Below are 16,916 nucleotides of genomic sequence, written 5' to 3'. Positions count from 1 at the left end.
GCGCGCAGGTCAGCCGGGCGTCGGACGCGGTCGCTCCATGACCGCGTTGAGGGCCAGCGCCTTGGCCTTGTCGCCACGCACCTTGAGGGTCCCCTTGAGCACACCGGTGACGGGGTTGAGCTGGCCGGTGATCAGGCGGAGGAAGTCCACCCCGTCGAGCACGAGCGTCGCGTCGCGCTCCGCCTCGGGGCCGGGGTCCCGCTCGACGTCGCACGCACCGCGGTCGACGCGGACGAGGAACCGGTCGGTGCCCCCGTCGGCACGACCGCCGATGCTGAAGCCGACCGAGGTACGGATCCGGGCGGCTTTGTCGGGCCGCAGGAACTCGGGGAACCGGCGGAACACCTCCCCGAGCACGATCTCGCGGAAGCCGCCGGCCATCACCTCGCGCATGTGGTCCTTGGTGCTGGCGGCGACGGCGGTGGCGACGTCGCCGGGGTCCAGGGCGGTCGGGTCGACGGCGACCGCACCGCTGCCCGGCAGCCGGAAGACCGTGCCCACGCCCAGGGCCAGCATCTCGTCCCCCTCGACCCGGAGCCGCCCGGAGAGGTAGAGCAGCGCCGCGTTGGTCTGCCCCGTGACCATCCGGACGAAGTCGAGGACGGCGGCGCGGATCGTGACCTGGCAGCGACCGCCGTCATCGAGCGGGGCGACGCCCGTGGGCGAGAACTGCAGCACGTGCGTCTCGCGAGCGCGTCCGTCGACGTCGAGGTCGAAGCAGGCGACGCCGCACAGCGCAGCGAGCCGCTCCGGGTCGGCGAACTCCTCGAGCCGGTTCAGGATGCCGTGCACCGCGGCCGTGCGTACGAGCTCGTCGGCCATCAGCGGCCGGAGCTCGGCGTCGGTCGTGGCCCGGATCAGGTCGGTGACCTCGACGGCGGTCGTACGCACGAAGAAGTCGTCGAGCTCGTCGGCCGTCCGCCCGGCGAGCAGGGAGCTCAGCGCGGCGCCGTCAGTGACATGTGACACAACGTCACGGTAACCGCTGCTCCCCGAGGACGAGAGTCGACCCGCCAGACGCATGGGACAGACTGGTGCACGTGACCCTCATCGACCTGCCCGACGGACGCGCGCTCGACATCGACGACCGCGGAGGTGACGGCCCGGTCCTGCTCTTCCAGCACGGCACCCCGGGGTCGGTGCGGGGGCTCGGGAGGATCGCGGGCGGAGCCGCGCGGCACGGGCTGCGGGCGGTGGGCTGGTCGCGTCCCGGGTACGGCTCGTCCTCGCGGCAGGCCGGACGCACCGTCGCCTCGGTCGCCGACGACGCCGCCGCGGTGCTCGACCACCTCGGCGTGGACCGGTGCGTGGTCGCCGGCTGGTCCGGCGGCGGACCGCACGCCCTCGCCGTCGGCGCCCTGCTGCCGGACCGCGTGGCCGGGGTGACGACGATCGCCGGCGTGGGGGCGTACACCGCCGACGACCTGGACTTCCTCGCCGGCATGGGCGAGGACAACGTCGAGGAGTTCGGTGCGGCGCTCGCCGGCGAGACGACGCTGCGCCCGTGGCTGGAAGGTCAGCGGAGCGGGCTCAGCGACGTCGACCCCGACGACCTGGTCAGCTCGCTGGACTCGCTGCTCCCCGACGTCGACCGCGCCCTCCTCACCGGCGAGTACGCCGTCGACATGCTCGCGGCGTTCGCCGAGGGGCTGCGGCCGGGGGTGGACGGCTGGCTCGACGACGACCTGGCCTTCACCCGGGACTGGGGCTTCGACCCGGCGGCGATGAGCGTGCCCGTCTTCGTCTGGCAGGGCTCGGCCGACCTCATGGTCCCGTTCGCCCACGGTGAGTGGCTGGCCGCCCACGTCGCCGGCGCGACTCCGCACCTGCTGCAGGACGAGGGCCACCTCTCGGTCGGCGTCGGCGCGATGGACCAGATCATGACCGAGCTGGCCGCGACCATCGCCTGATCCGCGCGGCCGCCGTCCGCAGCTCAGCGCACCGGCAGGTGCGTGCGCGGCGCCATCCTCGGTCCGTGCCGCGGTCGGCCCAGGCGGGCGAACTCGACCAGCCGCTGCACCCGGTGACGGTGCCCGGCCCAGGGCTCGAGCAGCTCGGCCAGCCCGTCCTCGACGTCGACGTGCTCGCCGGTCAGCGCCCAGATGATGTTCTTCCCGACGTGGTAGTCGCCGAAGCTCACGGCGTCGGCGTCCCCGTGGGCGCGGAACCGCACCTCCGCCGAGGTCCACACGCCGATCCCCGGCAGCGCGCGCAGCCGGCGGTCGGCCTCCTCGACACCGAGCTCGAGGGTCCGCTCGAGGTTGGCGGCGTACCTCGCGGCGTTGACGAGTGCTCGAGACCGTGCCGGGTCGACGTGCATGCGCAGCCACTCCCACGACGCGATGCCGCGGATCGTGGTCGCCCCCGGCTGGACCCACAGACCGACGTCCGCACCCTCGCCCGGTGCGCGCTCCCCGAACCGGAAGCACAGCCGGCGGAACCCTGCGAACGCCTCCTGGCCGGTCACCTTCTGCTCGATGATCGCCGGGGTCAGCGCCTCCATCACGCGCTCGGTGCGGGTGAGCCGCCAGTGCGGGTGCCGGCGGTGCGCATCGACGAGGACGGCGTGCCGTGGCTCGAACCCGCTGACGTCGTCGGTGTCTCCTAGCATGGTGGGCAGCCGGTCCAGCACCCACTCGGCGCCCGGCCCCCAGGCCCGCCCGTGGACCTCTCCGTGTGCCGGTGTGGCACTCACCCGCAGCGTCGCCGGGCCGGTCGGGGCGCCGATGCCGCGCCACACCGCGCCGTCCGGCGTGGTCTTGTACGTCGGGTCGCCGCGCCCGCGCCGCAGGATGCCGAGGATCTGCGCGACCGGCACCGGCCGCTCCACCCGCCAGACCCGTTCCTGCACGTGAGCCAGCCTAGGAGCCGGCACCGACGAGTCGTGTGCTCCGGTGGTCGCCCTGGCGACCGCTGCAGCACACGAGTCGAGGGTTGGAGCGCCTCGAGAGACTGGGGTGGTGGACAGGCAACCGGTGCTCGGGCGCGTCGTCGCCGGCCTGCTGGTCCTCGCGCTCGTGCTCGGCGGCGCCGCCGTCGCGCTCGCGGGCGTGCTCCCCGGTGGGGTGCGCTCCGCGCTGCCGGGCGCCGACGAGTGCCGGGTGAGCGTCGACGGCGCCGACGTCGAGCTGACGACCGAAGAGGCCGAGGATGCTGCGAGCAGGGTCGCCGACGGGCAGGTGCCGGGCGCCCTCACTCCCGCCGAGGCGAGTGCGGTCACCGCCGCGCTGTCCGGCCGCGCTCCGGCTGCGCTCACCTGCGAGCACGGACCCGGCTACCTCGACGACGCCGACGACCAGTCGCTCGGCCCGCAGGGGCTGACCGCGCGTGCCGCCGCCGTACGACGCGAGCTGGACGCCGCCTTCGGACGGCAGCGGGTCGGCGGGTTCGCCCCCGGCGGCGTGTCCACCGGTCACTCGGCGGGGTCGGCGCACTACGAGGGGCGCGCCGTCGACGTCTTCTACCGTCCGGTCTCCGCCGCCAGCCGTACCCGCGGGTGGGCCACGGCCCAGTGGCTGGTCGCCCACGCCGAGCGGCTCTCGGTGCGCACCGTGATCTTCGACGACCGGATCTGGTCCTCGGGCCGCTCCTCCCAGGGCTGGCGCGACTACGAGGTCGACACCTCGGGCCGGGACGCGGCCACCGCGGCGATCCTCGAGCACCGCGACCACGTGCACGTCGACGTCGCCTGAGCCTCTCCGGGTGCGGCGGGGCGTCGGTGGCGACCGCTTGGATGGGTCCATGCGCTTCGCCCACCTGGTCGCCACGCTCGACGACGTACGCCGCACCCGCTCGCGCACGGCGAAGACCGAGGCGGTCGCGACCGCGCTGCGGGCCGCGGAGCCGGACGAGGTTGAGCTGGTCGCGTCGTACCTCATGGGCGCGCTGCGGCAGCGGCGTACCGGGATCGGCTGGCGCTCACTGAACGACCTGCCCGGCCCCGCCGCCGATCCGAGCCTGACGGTGCGCGACGTCGACGACGCCTTCGAGGAGCTGTCCTCGCTCGCCGGCCCCGGCTCGCAGTCGGGAAGGCGCGACGGGCTCGCCCACCTCTTCGCCCGAGCCACCGACGACGAGCAGTCGCTGCTGCGGGGGCTGGTCACCGGCGAGGTCCGCACCGGAGCGCTCGAGGGAGTGCTCGTGGAGGCGATCGCGACGGCCTACGACGTCCCCAGGGCCACCGTGCGCCGGGCCGTCATGCTCGCCGGCTCCGCCCCCGTCGCCGCCGCCGTCGCCGCCCGCTCCGGGGAGCCCGGCTTGTCGGAGGTCCGGCTGCGACTGATGCGCCCGGCGCAGCCCATGCTCGCCGCCAGCGCCCCCGACCTGGCCAGGGCGCTGGAGCAGACCGGGCTGCCGGCGGTGGTCGACGCCAAGCTCGACGGCATCCGGATCCAGGTGCACCGCGACGGCGACCGGGTCGGCGTGTGGTCACGCAGCCTGGACGACCTCACCGGGCGGTTCCCCGAGCTGGTCGACCGGGTCCGGTCGTACCCCGCGTCGGCCTTCGTGCTCGACGGTGAGGCGCTGCTGGTCGGAGAGGACGGCCGGCCGCGGGCGTTCCAGGACACGGCGTCGCGCGCCGGCACCAGGAGCGCGAGCGACCTGGCGCTGTCTCCGTACTTCTTCGACCTGCTGCACCTCGACGGTCAGGACCTGCTCGACGAGCCGGTGACCGTACGCACCGAGGCGCTGCACCGGCTCGTCCCGGCCGAGGACCGGGTGGAGCGACGCCAGGTGGAGACCCTCGAGGAGGTGACCGAGTTCTGGTCGCGGACACTCTCGGCCGGCCAGGAGGGCGTCGTCGTCAAGTCGCTGGACTCGAGGTGGGAGGCCGGTCGGCGTGGGTCGGGCTGGGTCAAGGTCAAGCCCCGTCACACCCTCGACCTGGTCGTGCTCGCGGTCGAGTGGGGCAGCGGCCGGCGCCGGGGACTGCTGTCCAACATCCACCTCGGCGCGCGCGACGACTCCTCCCCGACGGGCTTCGTGATGCTCGGCAAGACCTTCAAGGGGATGACCGACGAGACCCTCGCCTGGCAGACGGAGCGGTTCCTCGGTCTCGAGACGCACCGCGAGAGCCACGTCGTGCACGTGCGCCCCGAGCAGGTCGTCGAGATCGCCTTCGACGGGCTGCAGCGCTCGACCCGCTACCCCGGCGGCCTCGCGCTGCGCTTCGCCCGGGTGCTGGGCTACCGCGAGGACAAGACCGCCGAGCAGGCCGACACCATCGCGATGGTGCGCGCTCTCGCGTGATCGGCTGGCGCGATTGCCGGTCCCGACGGCTGCCGGCGGCCTACGGTTCTCTCATGACCGACACCGGACGCCGCGACGACATCCGCCCCGGCACGCTCGACCCCGATCACCGAGAGGTGCTGTCCCTCATCGGCTTCGCATGGCTGCTGGGCAGTGTCGCCGTGCTCGCGGCACTCTGGGGACTGCTCGTCGACGGCACCGCGTCCTCGCCCGTGCTGGAGCTGACCATCGCCGGGTTCGCGCTCGTGGGCAGCGCCACCTTCGCGGTCTGTGCCTGCGTGAAGTCGACGGGCCTGCGGATCCGCGAACAGATCCGGTGACGCTCAGCGCCCCCGCGCGAAGGTGAGGGCGCTGGAGACGAGGTGCTGCTTGATCTGCTCGGGGCTCAGCGGCTCGACGGCCGGGATCCCCGGCGCGGCCTCCTTCACCTTCATGCCCACCCTGGCGAGCTGGAGGGCACCGAGGCCGGAGGCGTACAACGTGTTGGCCAGGAGGTCGACGTCCTCGACCGCGAAGTCCTCCGCCTCGTTGCCCGCCCTCAGCGCCTCGGTCAGGACGGCGAGGCAGCCGGCGATGCCGCGACCGAGCCGGAACAGCGCGCTCTCGGAGATCTCGTCGAGCAGCTCCGGCCCGGGCCGGCGCATCAGCGTCTGCGCGCAGTCGACGAAGGCCGGGTGCTCCAGCCCGAAGTCGACGAAGGCGCCGGTGATCTCCGCGACGCGAGCCTCCGGCGACATGTCGACCGAGACGGCGCGGAGGCGGGCGGCGAGGTCGTCGAGGTAGCCGACGAGGGTGAGTGCGAAGAGCTCCTCCTTGCCGGAGAAGTGCCGGTAGATGATCGCCCGGTTGACGCCCACAGCCCGTGCGATGTCCTCGATCTGGGCGTCACGGACCCCGCGCTCGTCGAACAGCGCACGGGTGGCGTCGAGGATCTCGCGCTCCCTGGCGCGGCGGCGGGCCAGCGCCGCCGTCCGCCGCGTGTCGGACGTGCTGGAGGCCATGCGACGAACTGTAACGCCCGATGTAACTGCTTGTTGCACCAGCGTGACCGACCGCACGCCGACCCGGCGCGTGTGAGAGCCCGCACGCGCCGGGTCAGCGACCGTCGACCCACGACGAGCGCCGAGTCAGCGCTCGAGGATGGCGGTCACGCCCTGGCCGCCGGCCGCGCAGACCGAGATCAGGCCGCGGCCCGAGCCCTTCTGCTCCAGCAGCTTCGCCAGGTTGGCGATGATCCGCCCGCCGGTCGCGGCGAACGGGTGCCCGGCCGCCAGCGACGAGCCGTTGACGTTGAGCTTGCTGCGGTCGATCGAGCCGAGCGGCCCGTCCAGGCCGGCGCGCTCGGTGCAGAACACCGGGTCCTCCCACGCCTTGAGCGTGGAGAGCACCTGCGAGGCGAACGCCTCGTGGATCTCGTAGAAGTCGAAGTCCTGCAGCGTCAGGCCGTTGCGGGCCAGCAGCCGCGGGACGGCGTACGCCGGCGCCATCAGCAGACCCTCGCCTCCGTGCACGTAGTCCACCGCCGCGGTCTCGGCGTCGACGAACCACGCCTTGACCTCCAGCCCGTGCGCCTCGGCCCACTCCTGCGTCCCGAGCAGGACCGCGGAGGCGCCGTCGGTCAGCGGGGTGGAGTTCGCCGCGGTCATCGTCGCCGCGGCACCCTTGCCGAAGACCGGCTTCAGCTTCGCCAGCTTCTCCACCGAGGAGTCGGCGCGCAGGTTCTGGTCCCGCTCGAGGCCGTTGAACGGCGTGATCAGGTCGTCCTGGAACCCGGCGTCGTACGACGCGGCGAGGTGGTGGTGCGAGGCGACGGCCAGCTCGTCCTGGGCCTCGCGGGTGATCTGCCACTCCAGCGCGGTCAGCGCCTGGTGCTCACCCATCGACAGCCCGGTGCGCGGCTCGCCGTTCTGGGGGATCGACGGCGCGAGGTCGGCGGGGCGGATCTTCGCGAGTGCGGCGAGCTTGCCCTGCGTCGTCTTGGCGCGGTTGGCGGCCAGCAGCTTCTTCCGCAGACCCTCGCCGACGGCGATGGGGGCGTCGGAGGTGGTGTCCATCCCGCCGGCAACACCGGAGTCGATCTGGCCCAGAGCAATCTTGTTGGCGATGTAGATCGCCGCCTGCAGCCCGGTGCCGCAGGCCTGCTGCAGGTCGACCGCGGGCGTGGTCGGAGCCAGGCGGGAGCCGAGGACGGACTCGCGGGTCAGGTTGAAGTCGCGGCTGTGCTTGAGGACCGCACCGGCCGCGACCTCGCCGAGGCGCTCATCCTCGAGACCGAAGCGCGCGACGAGCCCGTCGAGGGCCGCGGTGAACATCTCCTGGTTGCTGGCCGTCGCGTAGACGGTGTTGGAGCGGGCGAAGGGGATCCGGTTGCCGCCGAGGACACCGACCTTCCGCGTGCTGGACTCCATGGCTGTTGCTCCTCGTCGGTCGATGCCTTCTGCACGGTGAGGTTACCGGCAGGTAAGTCACGGCCCATCCTCCCGGCGCGACCGGGCCACGACAACACGGTGAGCGGCAGGTCACGAAATGTGGACACTGAGTTACACCACTCGTTACGTTGACGAGCATGAGCGACGCTTACCAGGCCTTCACCGCCACCCCGATCGGCAAGCTGCTGGTCAAGAACCTCGGTCTCCCGGCCCCCGTCAAGCTGGACCGCTGGACCGAGGGTGCACCCCTCGTCGACGGAACGGTCGTCCTCGGCGGCACCGGACGCCTGGTGGATCCGGTCCGTACCGCCCTCGACTCGCTGGAGATCCCCAACGTCGCCGAGACGGTGGAGGGTCAGAAGTACAAGGGGCTGGTCTTCGACGCCACCGGGTGCCGGACCCCGGCCGACCTGGTCGCCCTGCAGCAGTTCTTCACCCCGAAGCTGCGCAGCCTCGAGCCGTGTGCGCGCGTCGTGGTGCTCGGCGGCGTGCCCGAGCTGCTCGAGGGCGACGAGCGGATCGCGCAGCGAGCGCTCGAGGGGTTCACCCGCTCGCTCGGCAAGGAGATCGGCAAGGGTGCCACGGTCCAGCTGGTCTACGTCGCCGACGGCGCCGAGCAGGCGCTGGACTCGACTCTGGCGTTCTACCTCTCCCCGAAGTCGGCGTACGTCTCGGGGCAGGTCGTCCGGATCGGTGCGACCGGGACCACCAAGGCCAAGCCGGTCGCCGACCAGGACAAGCCGCTCGACGGCAAGGTCGCCGTCGTGACGGGTGCCTCGCGAGGCATCGGTGAGCAGATCGCCCGCGTGCTGCACCGTGACGGCGCGACGGTGCTGGGCATCGACGTACCCCAGGCGGCCAGTGAGCTGCTCGAGGTGACCAGCTCGATCGGCGGCGAGAGCCTGACGCTGGACATCACCAACGACGACGCGCCGAAGCGGATCGCGCAGCACGTCAAGGACACCTTCGGCGGCATCGACGTCATCGTCCACAACGCCGGGATCACCCGTGACAAGAAGCTCGCCAACATGGGTGAGGACCGCTGGGAGTCGGTGATCGCGGTCAACCTCGAGGCGCCCGACAAGATCACCCGCGAGCTGCTCGACCAGGGACTGATCAAGGACAACGGCCGCGTGATCGGCGTGTCCTCCATGGCCGGGATCGCCGGCAACCTCGGTCAGACCAACTACGCCGCGTCCAAGGCCGGCGTCATCGGCCTGATCGACTCGCTGGCCAAGAGCCTCAAGAAGGGCATCACGATCAACGCCGTCGCCCCCGGCTTCATCGCCACCAAGATGACCGACGCGATGCCGTTCGCCAGCCGCGAGGTCGGTCAGCGGATGAACGCGATGAGCCAGGCCGGTCAGCCGGTGGACGTCGCCGAGGCTGTCGCGTGGTACGCCTCCCCCGGTTCCACCGCGGTCAACGGCAACGTCGTGCGGGTGTGCGGCCAGATGATGCTGGGCGCCTGAGGTGGCCTCCCAGAAGTCCGGGGCACTCACGCGGGAGGTCGACGCGGGCACCGGCACCGGGCTCGGCTTCATCGCCAAGGCCGCGCTGCCGGTCCTCCCCGGGGTCAACCTGCTCCCGGGCGTCGGCAAGTCCGGTGGAGAGCTGCCGGACCTGACGCTGACCCGTCACGACGTGGGGATCGACCGCGCGCGGGTGGCGGCGTACGCGTCCGTCTGCGGCTTCGAGCCCCGGCAGCACCTGCCGCTGACGTACCCGCACATGCTCGCGTTCGGGCTGCAGATGGGGATCATGACGGACTCGTCGTTCCCCTACCCCGCGATAGGCACGGTGCACCTGGCCAACACGATCACCTCGCACCGCCCGATCGGCTTCGACGAGCGGCTCGACGTGACCGTCCGCGCAGCGAACAAGCGCGCCCACCCCAAGGGCACGGTCTTCGACCTGCTCAGCACGGTCACCTCCGGCGGGGAGACACTCTGGGAGTCGACCTCCGAGTACCTCCGCCCCGGACGGGGTGACACCGAGGCGACGACCGGCGGCGAGCGGATCGACGTCGTCCCCGCGGGCCCGGCCACCTGGAAGCTGCCCGCGGACCTCGGCCGGCAGTACGCCGCCGTGTCCGGCGACTCCAACCCGATCCACCTCTACCCGCTGACGGCGAAGGCCTTCGGGTTCCCGCGGCAGATCGCGCACGGCATGTGGTCCAAGGCTCGCTGCGTCGCGTTCCTCGACAACCGGCTGCCCGACGCGGTGACCGTGCACGTGGAGTTCAAGAAGCCGATCCTGCTGCCCGGCAAGGTCGCCTTCGGCTCCCTCGTCGCAGAGGACCGGGTGGACTTCTCCCTCACCCGCCCCAAGGACGGCGCGCCGCACCTCGTCGGGCGCGCGACACCGGCCTGAGCACCGGACGCCCGGGTCGTCTCGCGGCGAGACGACCCGGGCGTCGGCGGCTCAGCGCCGGGCGGCGGCGTCGGCGATGTAGGTGAAGCGGGCCGCCTTGGACTTCACGTTCGAGCCCTTGGTCTGGACCCGCAGCTGCACGGTCCTGCCCTTCTTCGAGACCGCGCCCGAGTACGCCGGGGTGGTGGCCGTGATCTCGGTGTCGGAGACGACGGCGTACGACGTCGCGGCGACGCCCCCGAACGTCACCTGCTTGGCTCCGGTGAAGTGCTCGCCGGTGATCGTGACCGAGGTACCTCCCGAGCGGGACCCCGACGCCGGGGTGACCCCGGTGACGACGGCGCGCTGCAGCGGCACGCACTCGGTCTCGAGGACGTAGCCCGGCTGGTAGCTGTCGTAGATGTCGTTCCAGCGGTTCCCGGCGGCGAGCTGGACGTAGTCCTCGCTGCCCAGGTAGTCGTTCGGCTCGCCGGCGTCCCAGTTGGTGTAGTCGAAGGCCTCACCGGTGACCCAGGTGAACGGAGCCCCCTCGGCACTGCGATCGCGCACGCCGCCGAGCCAGTAGCCGCCCTGCAGCCCGAGCGTGTCGTCGACGAAGCTCTTCTCGGCCTCCGAGGTGAGCACCGCGAGGTGGTTGGTGCAGCCCGCCGACGCAGGCGTGGCGGCCGCCACGTCCCGGGCATCCGCCCAGGTGACGTACCCGCCGACCGCGGCGTACGTCGAGGTGTGGCCGTTGGCCGGGTTGGTGAAGGTGGTGTCGGCCTGCGCCGTGCCGGTCGTGCCGAGGACCGTGGCGGCGATGCCGGCAGCGCCGAGCGCGGCCAGGCCGCGGTGGAAGGTGCGGTTCATGAGGTGCTCCTGCGAGGCGGTGAGGGGGTACGTGCGCCGCGAACGTACGCAGCGACGCCTCGTCCACACCGTCGAACGCCGAACACGGGCGCCGATGGGCTAGGCCACGTGCCCGCATTGCCCCGATCCCCGCCGGTGACGGGCGGGATCAGCCGCGGCCGGAGCCGTACCGCAGGGTGCGGTACGCCGGCGACGCTCCGCTGGGTTGCGCGGTGCGGAGGGTGAAGGTGGAGGTCGCCGGGGACCAGGCACCGACGTCGTCGTAGCGGTCGCCGTTCCAGTCCCCCGCGATCGGGAGCTGGGTGGTGGTGCCGAACACGGCGGTCCGGCTGGGCTGCTGCTTCCCACCGGCGACGACGCGCATGTAGAAGGTGCGGGTGGCGGGCCGGTAGACCCCGAGGTCGTCCTTGCCGTCGCCGTTCCAGTCGCCGGGGAGCGGGAGGTCACCGCGCTGGCCGTACTGGATCCGGGTCAGCGCGCCGTTGGCCGCCCGCAGCGTCCACGTCGCCGTGTCGGGGCGGAAGGTGCCGACATCGTCCTTGCGGTCCCCGTTCCAGTCGCCGACGACGGGCAGGCTGTAGAGGTCGCCGAGGGTGGCACGGCTGAGGGCGCCGCTGGCCGCACGCATGACGGTGGTGGTGCCGCTGGCCGGGCGGACGCCGACGTCGGTCACCCCGTTGCCGTCCCAGTCCCCGGCGAACACGTTGTCGCGACCGGTCCCGAACGCGATGCTTCGTGCGCCGTTCTCGAAGAACGTGCCGCCCCGCGCGCCGTCGCGGTAGACGCCGACGTCGTCCTTGCCGTCGCCGTTCCAGTCGCCGATGACCGGGGTGTCGTTGCAGCTGGCCGAGGTGATGGCGCGCCCCATCGCGTACGTGGCCCGGTGGAAGTACGAGGTCAGCACCGACCCCGAGTAGCGCTCCTCGAAGTGCAGGTGCGGACCGGTGGAGCCACCGGTCGAGCCGAGCAGCCCGATCATCTGGCCCTGGTCGACCCGCTGGCCCAGCGTGACGACGTACGCGTTGAGGTGGGCGTACACGGTGCTGGTGCCGTTGCCGTGGTCGAGGACGACGTAGCGCCCGTAGCTCTTCTTGCCGAGATCGGCGACCTTGGTGACCGTGCCGGGCGCGGACGCCAGCACCGGCATGTTGAGGTCGTTCGTCCGGTTGAAGTCGATCGCCCGCGAGCTCGGCGAGTGGTTCGCCCGCGAGGACCCGGTCCACGTCTCACCGCACGCGAACGGCAGCTCGTAGTCCGGGCCCGTGCCCGGAGTGGGCGCGGCCGCTGCAGCCGGACCCGCCACCAGCAGCGCTGCCCCGAGGGCGGCGAGGCCGGCCGCGAGCATCTTCTTGGTCACCACGAGAAGCACCACCAGTCACAGAAGGACGCTGACGGCACAACCGTATGTGCCATATGTCCATTACATGATGCTTTTCGAGTTTCTGTGGCGCCACGCCGGGTGGACGGCCACGCCGTCCGGCGTGGCCGTCGTCAACCCCTGCCGACGTGGTCGAACCACTGTTCACGGATCACGGTCGCCACACAGGGTCGAGACCTGCCGTGGCCCGTCCGCCCCAGGGGTGGGGCGAGACCCGCACCCTAGGGCATGTCTCAATTCAGTGGCCTGCTGCGCGCCGCCCATCACGCGCGCCGGCGGCGTTGCCGTCACTGCACAGACGCCCGGTATGCGTGCGTTCCGGCGCCTTGTCAGCGCACGCGCTGGACGACGCTCGCCACGGCCAGAATTGAGAGACACGCCCTAGCCCGCGACCCCGTGAGGTCGCCGCCGGCGCGACACCGTCACCCCGCCGGGTCGACCCGGCGGATCATGCCTTCCTGGGCCACCGAGGCGAGAAGCGTGCCGTCCTCCGCGAACACCCGACCGATCGCCAGCCCGCGACCGCCCTGGGCGGAGGGACTGACCTGGTCGTAGAGCCACCACCGGTCGGCGCGCATCGGGCGGTGGAACCAGATGCTGTGGTCCAGCGATGCCGGCTTCACCCGTCGCGACCCGATGGACACCCCGTGCGGCAGCAGCGTGACCGAGAGCAGGCTGAGGTCGCTGGCGAAGGTGAAGGCAGCCCGGTGCAGCTTCGGCTCGTCGGGCAGGTCACCGGCGACGCGGATCCACATCCGCTGCCGCCCGGGATGCTCGTCGTCCTGCAGGTCGGGCACGCCCGGGATGGAGACCGAGGACCCCGCCAGCCGCATGTCGAGGGCGGACCACTCCTTGGCCCACGCCTCGGCGGCCTCCGGGCTGCGGGCGCCCATCAGGTCCGCGAGCGAGGGGCACTCCTCGGGACCCGGGACCTGCGGCATCGCGTCCTGGTGCGACCAGCCGTCCTGCTCCCGCTGGTAGTTCAGCGTGGAGAAGTAGATCTCCTTGCCGTGCTGCCGTGCCGCTACGCGGCGGGTCACGAAGGACCGGCCGTCGCGCAGGTCGTCGACGTCGTACACGATCGGCACCGTCGGGTCGCCCGGGCGCAGGAAGTAGGAGTGCAGCGAGTGGACGGCGAAGTCGTCGTCGACGGTGTGGTCGGAGGCGGCCAGGGCCTGGGCCGCCACCTGCCCGCCGAAGGTGCGCTGCCGCTCGGTCTGCGGGGAGTCACCGCGGTAGAGCGTGTCCTCGATGCGTTCCAGGTCGAGGATGGCGAGCAGGTCGTCCACGGACTCGGGCATCTACTTCTCCTCGTCGGGTCGGTCCAACCCGGCCAGGAACTGCTCGAACTGCTCGCCGATCTCGTCGCCGGACGGGAGCGGCTCGTCGTCGGCCAGCAGGTTGGAGCCGGACTCCTGCGAGCGCTGGTACGCGTCGTACTGCTGCTCCAGTCCGTGCACCACGTCGCGCACCTCCTCGGAGTCCTCGATCTGGCTCTCGATCTCACCGGCTTGGCGCGCCGCGGCCTCGCGCAGCGGCGCAGAGTCCCAGGTCAGGCCGACGGCCGGACCCAGCGAGTCCAGGAGCGCGGCGGACGCGAGCGGGTAGCCGAGCTGCGCGACGTAGTGCGGGATGTGGGCGACGTAGCCGACCGCGTCGTGCCCCCACTCCCCCAGCCGCAGCTCGAGGAGCGACTGGGCGCTGGAGGGCACCCGGATCTCGGCCTGCCACATGTTGTCCTGGGTGACCAGCCGCTCGTCGGTGGCGTGGTTGGTCAGCTGCACGGGACGCGTGTGCGGGACGGCCATCGGGATGGCCGCGAGGAAGCCGACCATCGGCACGTCGAAGTGGTCGACCACCTCGCGCACGCCTGCGCAGAAGGCCTCCCACCGGACGTCGGGCTCGGGGCCGGACAGCAGGAGGTACGGGGTCCCGTCGCCGTCGTGCAGCAGGCGTACGACCAGGCGCGGCGCCTCGTAGTCGGTGTAGTGGTAGCGCGAGAACGTCATGGGCGGCCGCCGCGCCCGGTAGTCGAGCAGCTCGTCGACCGCGAAGCTGGCCACCACCCGCGACTCGTCGCCGACCAGGTGCTGCACCGCGAGCGCCGACGCGTTGCCCGCGTCGAGGAAGCCCTCCAGCGCGACGAGCAGCACCGGCCTCGAGTGCTCACCGGCGAGCTCCGGCACGTCGTCCACGATGTGCACGATCCGCTGCGACATCGGTCCCCTCTCGCTCACCCGCCCCAGCCTAGGGCGTGCCCTCGCTCGGCAACCCCCGGGCAGGACGCCGTGTTCCCTGGGTCGACAGGTGTCGGCGGTGGCTCGTAGCGTCGGGAGACATGGTTCGCCGAATGCTGACCCTGTCCGCCGCCCTGCTGGGCTCGCTGGCCTCGGTGCTCGCACTGGCCGCGCTGGCCGCCCCGGCCGAGGCCGCCGCCTCCGGTGCCCGCGGGTGTGCCTCCGCCGTGGAGCTGAGCCACGTCCATCGCGGCATGACCACCGCGACGGTCGACCGCACGCTCGGCGCGCGCCACGTCGCCACCACGAGCGGCGGCGCGGGCGCAGTGGTGTGGCGCTACCCGGCCTGCGACGGCGCCCACCGTGCCCTGGTGACGTTCCTCGTCCCGGCGCACGGCGCCGCGCACGCGTACAGCACGAGGTGGACTGCCTGAGCGCCTCCGCTCAGGCGCGGTCCGCCGGGTGGTGGGGGGCGGGCGCGCGCTCCGCGTCGCCGTCCCCCAGACCGGCGGCGAACTCCTCGGTCACGCTCAGCGCGATCGCCTGCGGAGTCAGGCCGACCCGCTCGAGGATCGCGTTCCGCTTGGCGTGGTCGAGGAACTCCTGCGGGATGCCGTGCAGCCGGACCGGCGTCGACACCCGCCGCTCGTTGAGCAGCTGGAGCAGGCTCGCGCCGCACCCGCCGCTCACCCCGTTGTCCTCCACCACGACGACCATCCGGTGCTCGCCGGCGAGAGCGACGATCGCGTCGTCGTACGGCTTGACCCAGCGAGGGTCGACCACGGTGACGCCGATCCCCTGCGCGGTCAGCCGCTCCGCCACCTCGACGGCCGTGCTCGCCATCGACCCGACGCCGACCAGGAGCACGTCGCGGTCACCGCGCCGGGCGAGGACGTCCATCGCGCCGACGGTGCCGACCGCCTCGATGTCCGCCGGCGGTGCCCCCTTGGGGAACCGCACCACGGTCGGGGCGTCGTCGACCGCGATCGCCTCGCGCAGCAGCTCGCGCAGCCGGGCGGGGTCGCGCGGCGCGGCGAGCCGCAGCCCCGGCACGACCTGCAGGACCGACATGTCCCACATGCCGTTGTGGCTGGCACCGTCGTCGCCGGTGACACCCGAGCGGTCGAGGACGAACGTGACGCCGCACCGGTGCAGCGCGACGTCCATCAGCACCTGGTCGAAGGCCCGGTTGAGGAACGTCGCGTAGAGCGCGACCACCGGGTGCAGACCACCCATCGCGAGCCCCGCCGCCGAGGTGGCGGCGTGCTGCTCGGCGATGCCGACGTCGAAGGTCCGGTCGGGGTAGTGCGCGGCGAAGCCGTCGAGACCGACCGGGTGCATCATCGCGGCGGTGATCGCGACGACGTCGCGCCGCTCGCGGCCGATGGCGACCATCTCGTCGTTGAAGACGTCGGTCCAGATCCGTCCCTTCGGGGTCTCGACGCCGGTGAGCGCGTCGAACGGGCCGGGACCGTGGAACTGATCGGCCTCGTGCTGCTCGGCCGGGTCGTAGCCGAACCCCTTGCGGGTCATCGCGTGCACGATGACCGGCCCGCCGAACCGCTTCGCCTGGGTCAACGCCTGCTCCATCGCCGCCCGGTCGTGGCCGTCGACGGGTCCGACGTACTTCAGGCCGAGGTCCTCGAAGAGCCCTTGCGGGGCGAGCGCGTCCTTCATGCCCTTCTTCATGGCGTGCAGCGCGTCGTACACCGCCGGCCCGACGCCGGGGACACCGTTGAGACGGCGCTTCACCACGTCGAGGAGTGGCTCGTAGCGGGGGTTGGTGCGCAGCGCGGTGAGGGCGTTGGCCAGTCCGCCGATGGTCGGGGTGTAGGAGCGGCCGTTGTCGTTGACGACGATCACCAGGCGACGCTCGTCGCCGCCCTGGACCGTGTCGGCGATGTTGTTGAGCGCCTCCCAGGCCATCCCCCCGGTCAGCGCGCCGTCACCGATCACGGCGACGACGTGGCGGTCCTCCCCGCGGATGGCGTAGGCCTTGGCGAGCCCGTCGGCGTACGACAGCGAGGTCGAGGCGTGCGAGTTCTCGACGATGTCGTGCGGGGACTCCGCCTGGCTCGGGTAGCCCGAGAGCCCGCCGTGCTGGCGGAGCTTGTCGAACCCGTCGGCGCGCCCGGTGAGGATCTTGTGGACGTACGCCTGGTGCCCGGTGTCGAAGACCACCCGGTCGCGCGGGGAGTCGAAGACCCGGTGCAGGGCGATGCTCAGCTCGACCACCCCGAGGTTGGGACCGAGGTGACCGCCGGTGCGCGAGACCTTGGCGACCAGGAAGTCACGGATCTCGGTGGCGAGCTCGTCGAGCTCGCGCGCCTCGAGCTCGCGCAGGTCCGCCGGTCCGGTCAGCCGCTCCAGGTGACCCATCCTCCGCCTCCCGTGGCTCGT

Annotated in this window: 16 protein-coding genes; 7 read left to right on the top strand and 9 right to left on the bottom strand. The window is 72.3% G+C overall.

Going from position 1 to position 16,916, the window contains the following annotated elements; all coding sequences use genetic code 11:
• Positions 1-9 precede the first annotated feature (9 nt).
• Positions 10-969 carry an SCP2 sterol-binding domain-containing protein gene (locus IEX42_RS01560; RefSeq protein ID WP_188777618.1) on the bottom strand — a complete coding sequence of 320 codons (960 nt, stop codon included), beginning with the start codon at positions 967-969 and terminating at the stop codon, positions 10-12.
• A gap of 71 nt (positions 970-1,040) precedes the next feature.
• On the opposite strand from IEX42_RS01560, the gene IEX42_RS01555 reads away from it, so the two are divergent.
• Entirely contained in the window at positions 1,041-1,910 is an 870-nt protein-coding gene (locus IEX42_RS01555) for an alpha/beta fold hydrolase (protein ID WP_188777616.1), read from the top strand.
• Between the two features lie 23 nt (positions 1,911-1,933).
• Here IEX42_RS01555 and IEX42_RS01550 read toward each other — a convergent pair whose 3' ends face one another.
• Positions 1,934-2,851 carry a DNA-3-methyladenine glycosylase family protein gene (locus IEX42_RS01550; RefSeq protein ID WP_229660499.1) on the bottom strand — a complete coding sequence of 306 codons (918 nt, stop codon included), beginning with the start codon at positions 2,849-2,851 and terminating at the stop codon, positions 1,934-1,936.
• Positions 2,852-2,960: 109 nt separating this feature from the next.
• On the opposite strand from IEX42_RS01550, the gene IEX42_RS01545 reads away from it, so the two are divergent.
• From IEX42_RS01545 to IEX42_RS01535, 3 genes are read left to right on the top strand one after another with little or no spacing between them, the layout of a single operon-like run.
• Positions 2,961-3,692 carry a VldE C-terminal domain-containing protein gene (locus IEX42_RS01545; RefSeq protein WP_188777614.1) on the top strand — a complete coding sequence of 244 codons (732 nt, stop codon included), beginning with the start codon at positions 2,961-2,963 and terminating at the stop codon, positions 3,690-3,692.
• Between the two features lie 49 nt (positions 3,693-3,741).
• The gene (locus IEX42_RS01540; RefSeq protein ID WP_188777612.1) at positions 3,742-5,250 is read left to right on the top strand and encodes an ATP-dependent DNA ligase; all 1,509 of its coding nucleotides are present in this window, start codon (positions 3,742-3,744) and stop codon (positions 5,248-5,250) included.
• Positions 5,251-5,303: 53 nt separating this feature from the next.
• Positions 5,304-5,570 carry a hypothetical protein gene (locus tag IEX42_RS01535; protein WP_188777610.1) on the top strand — a complete coding sequence of 89 codons (267 nt, stop codon included), beginning with the start codon at positions 5,304-5,306 and terminating at the stop codon, positions 5,568-5,570.
• Positions 5,571-5,573: 3 nt separating this feature from the next.
• On the opposite strand, the gene IEX42_RS01530 is transcribed toward IEX42_RS01535, so the two are convergent.
• Both IEX42_RS01530 and IEX42_RS01525 read right to left on the bottom strand, forming a co-directional pair.
• Entirely contained in the window at positions 5,574-6,251 is a 678-nt protein-coding gene (locus tag IEX42_RS01530; protein WP_188777609.1) for a TetR/AcrR family transcriptional regulator, read from the bottom strand.
• 126 nt (positions 6,252-6,377) lie between these two features.
• Positions 6,378-7,658 (bottom strand): acetyl-CoA C-acetyltransferase, encoded by a 1,281-nt coding sequence (locus IEX42_RS01525; RefSeq protein WP_188777607.1) that lies wholly within the window; start codon positions 7,656-7,658, stop codon positions 6,378-6,380.
• A 158-nt stretch (positions 7,659-7,816) separates the two neighbouring features.
• Between IEX42_RS01525 and IEX42_RS01520 the strand changes: the two genes are divergently transcribed.
• Both IEX42_RS01520 and IEX42_RS01515 read left to right on the top strand, forming a co-directional pair.
• Positions 7,817-9,151: a 3-oxoacyl-ACP reductase gene (locus IEX42_RS01520; RefSeq protein WP_188777605.1), complete on the top strand. Its 1,335-nt coding sequence runs from the start codon at positions 7,817-7,819 to the stop codon at positions 9,149-9,151.
• Position 9,152: 1 nt separating this feature from the next.
• Positions 9,153-10,052 carry a MaoC family dehydratase gene (locus tag IEX42_RS01515; protein ID WP_229660498.1) on the top strand — a complete coding sequence of 300 codons (900 nt, stop codon included), beginning with the start codon at positions 9,153-9,155 and terminating at the stop codon, positions 10,050-10,052.
• 51 nt (positions 10,053-10,103) lie between these two features.
• Here IEX42_RS01515 and IEX42_RS01510 read toward each other — a convergent pair whose 3' ends face one another.
• From IEX42_RS01510 to IEX42_RS01495, 4 genes are all read right to left on the bottom strand, one after another.
• Positions 10,104-10,901 carry an IPT/TIG domain-containing protein gene (locus IEX42_RS01510; protein ID WP_188777603.1) on the bottom strand — a complete coding sequence of 266 codons (798 nt, stop codon included), beginning with the start codon at positions 10,899-10,901 and terminating at the stop codon, positions 10,104-10,106.
• Positions 10,902-11,049: 148 nt separating this feature from the next.
• The gene (locus IEX42_RS01505; RefSeq protein WP_188777601.1) at positions 11,050-12,270 is read right to left on the bottom strand and encodes a VCBS repeat domain-containing M23 family metallopeptidase; all 1,221 of its coding nucleotides are present in this window, start codon (positions 12,268-12,270) and stop codon (positions 11,050-11,052) included.
• Positions 12,271-12,701: 431 nt separating this feature from the next.
• Complete coding sequence (locus IEX42_RS01500) at positions 12,702-13,580, bottom strand: acyl-CoA thioesterase (RefSeq protein ID WP_188777600.1); 879 nt, start codon at positions 13,578-13,580, stop codon at positions 12,702-12,704.
• Positions 13,581-14,516 (bottom strand): proteasome assembly chaperone family protein, encoded by a 936-nt coding sequence (locus IEX42_RS01495; protein ID WP_229660497.1) that lies wholly within the window; start codon positions 14,514-14,516, stop codon positions 13,581-13,583.
• Positions 14,517-14,629: 113 nt separating this feature from the next.
• On the opposite strand from IEX42_RS01495, the gene IEX42_RS01490 reads away from it, so the two are divergent.
• Complete coding sequence (locus tag IEX42_RS01490) at positions 14,630-14,950, top strand: hypothetical protein (RefSeq protein WP_188777598.1); 321 nt, start codon at positions 14,630-14,632, stop codon at positions 14,948-14,950.
• A gap of 10 nt (positions 14,951-14,960) precedes the next feature.
• Here IEX42_RS01490 and dxs read toward each other — a convergent pair whose 3' ends face one another.
• Complete coding sequence (gene dxs / locus IEX42_RS01485; protein ID WP_188777597.1) at positions 14,961-16,895, bottom strand: 1-deoxy-D-xylulose-5-phosphate synthase; 1,935 nt, start codon at positions 16,893-16,895, stop codon at positions 14,961-14,963.
• Between the last annotated feature and the right edge of the window lie 21 nt (positions 16,896-16,916).

Source organism: Marmoricola endophyticus, from assembly GCF_014644415.1.
Taxonomy (GTDB): domain Bacteria; phylum Actinomycetota; class Actinomycetes; order Propionibacteriales; family Nocardioidaceae; genus Marmoricola; species Marmoricola endophyticus.
The sequence above is the reverse complement of the archived record's forward strand: the minus strand, read 5'-3'. Positions and strand labels throughout refer to the sequence as shown.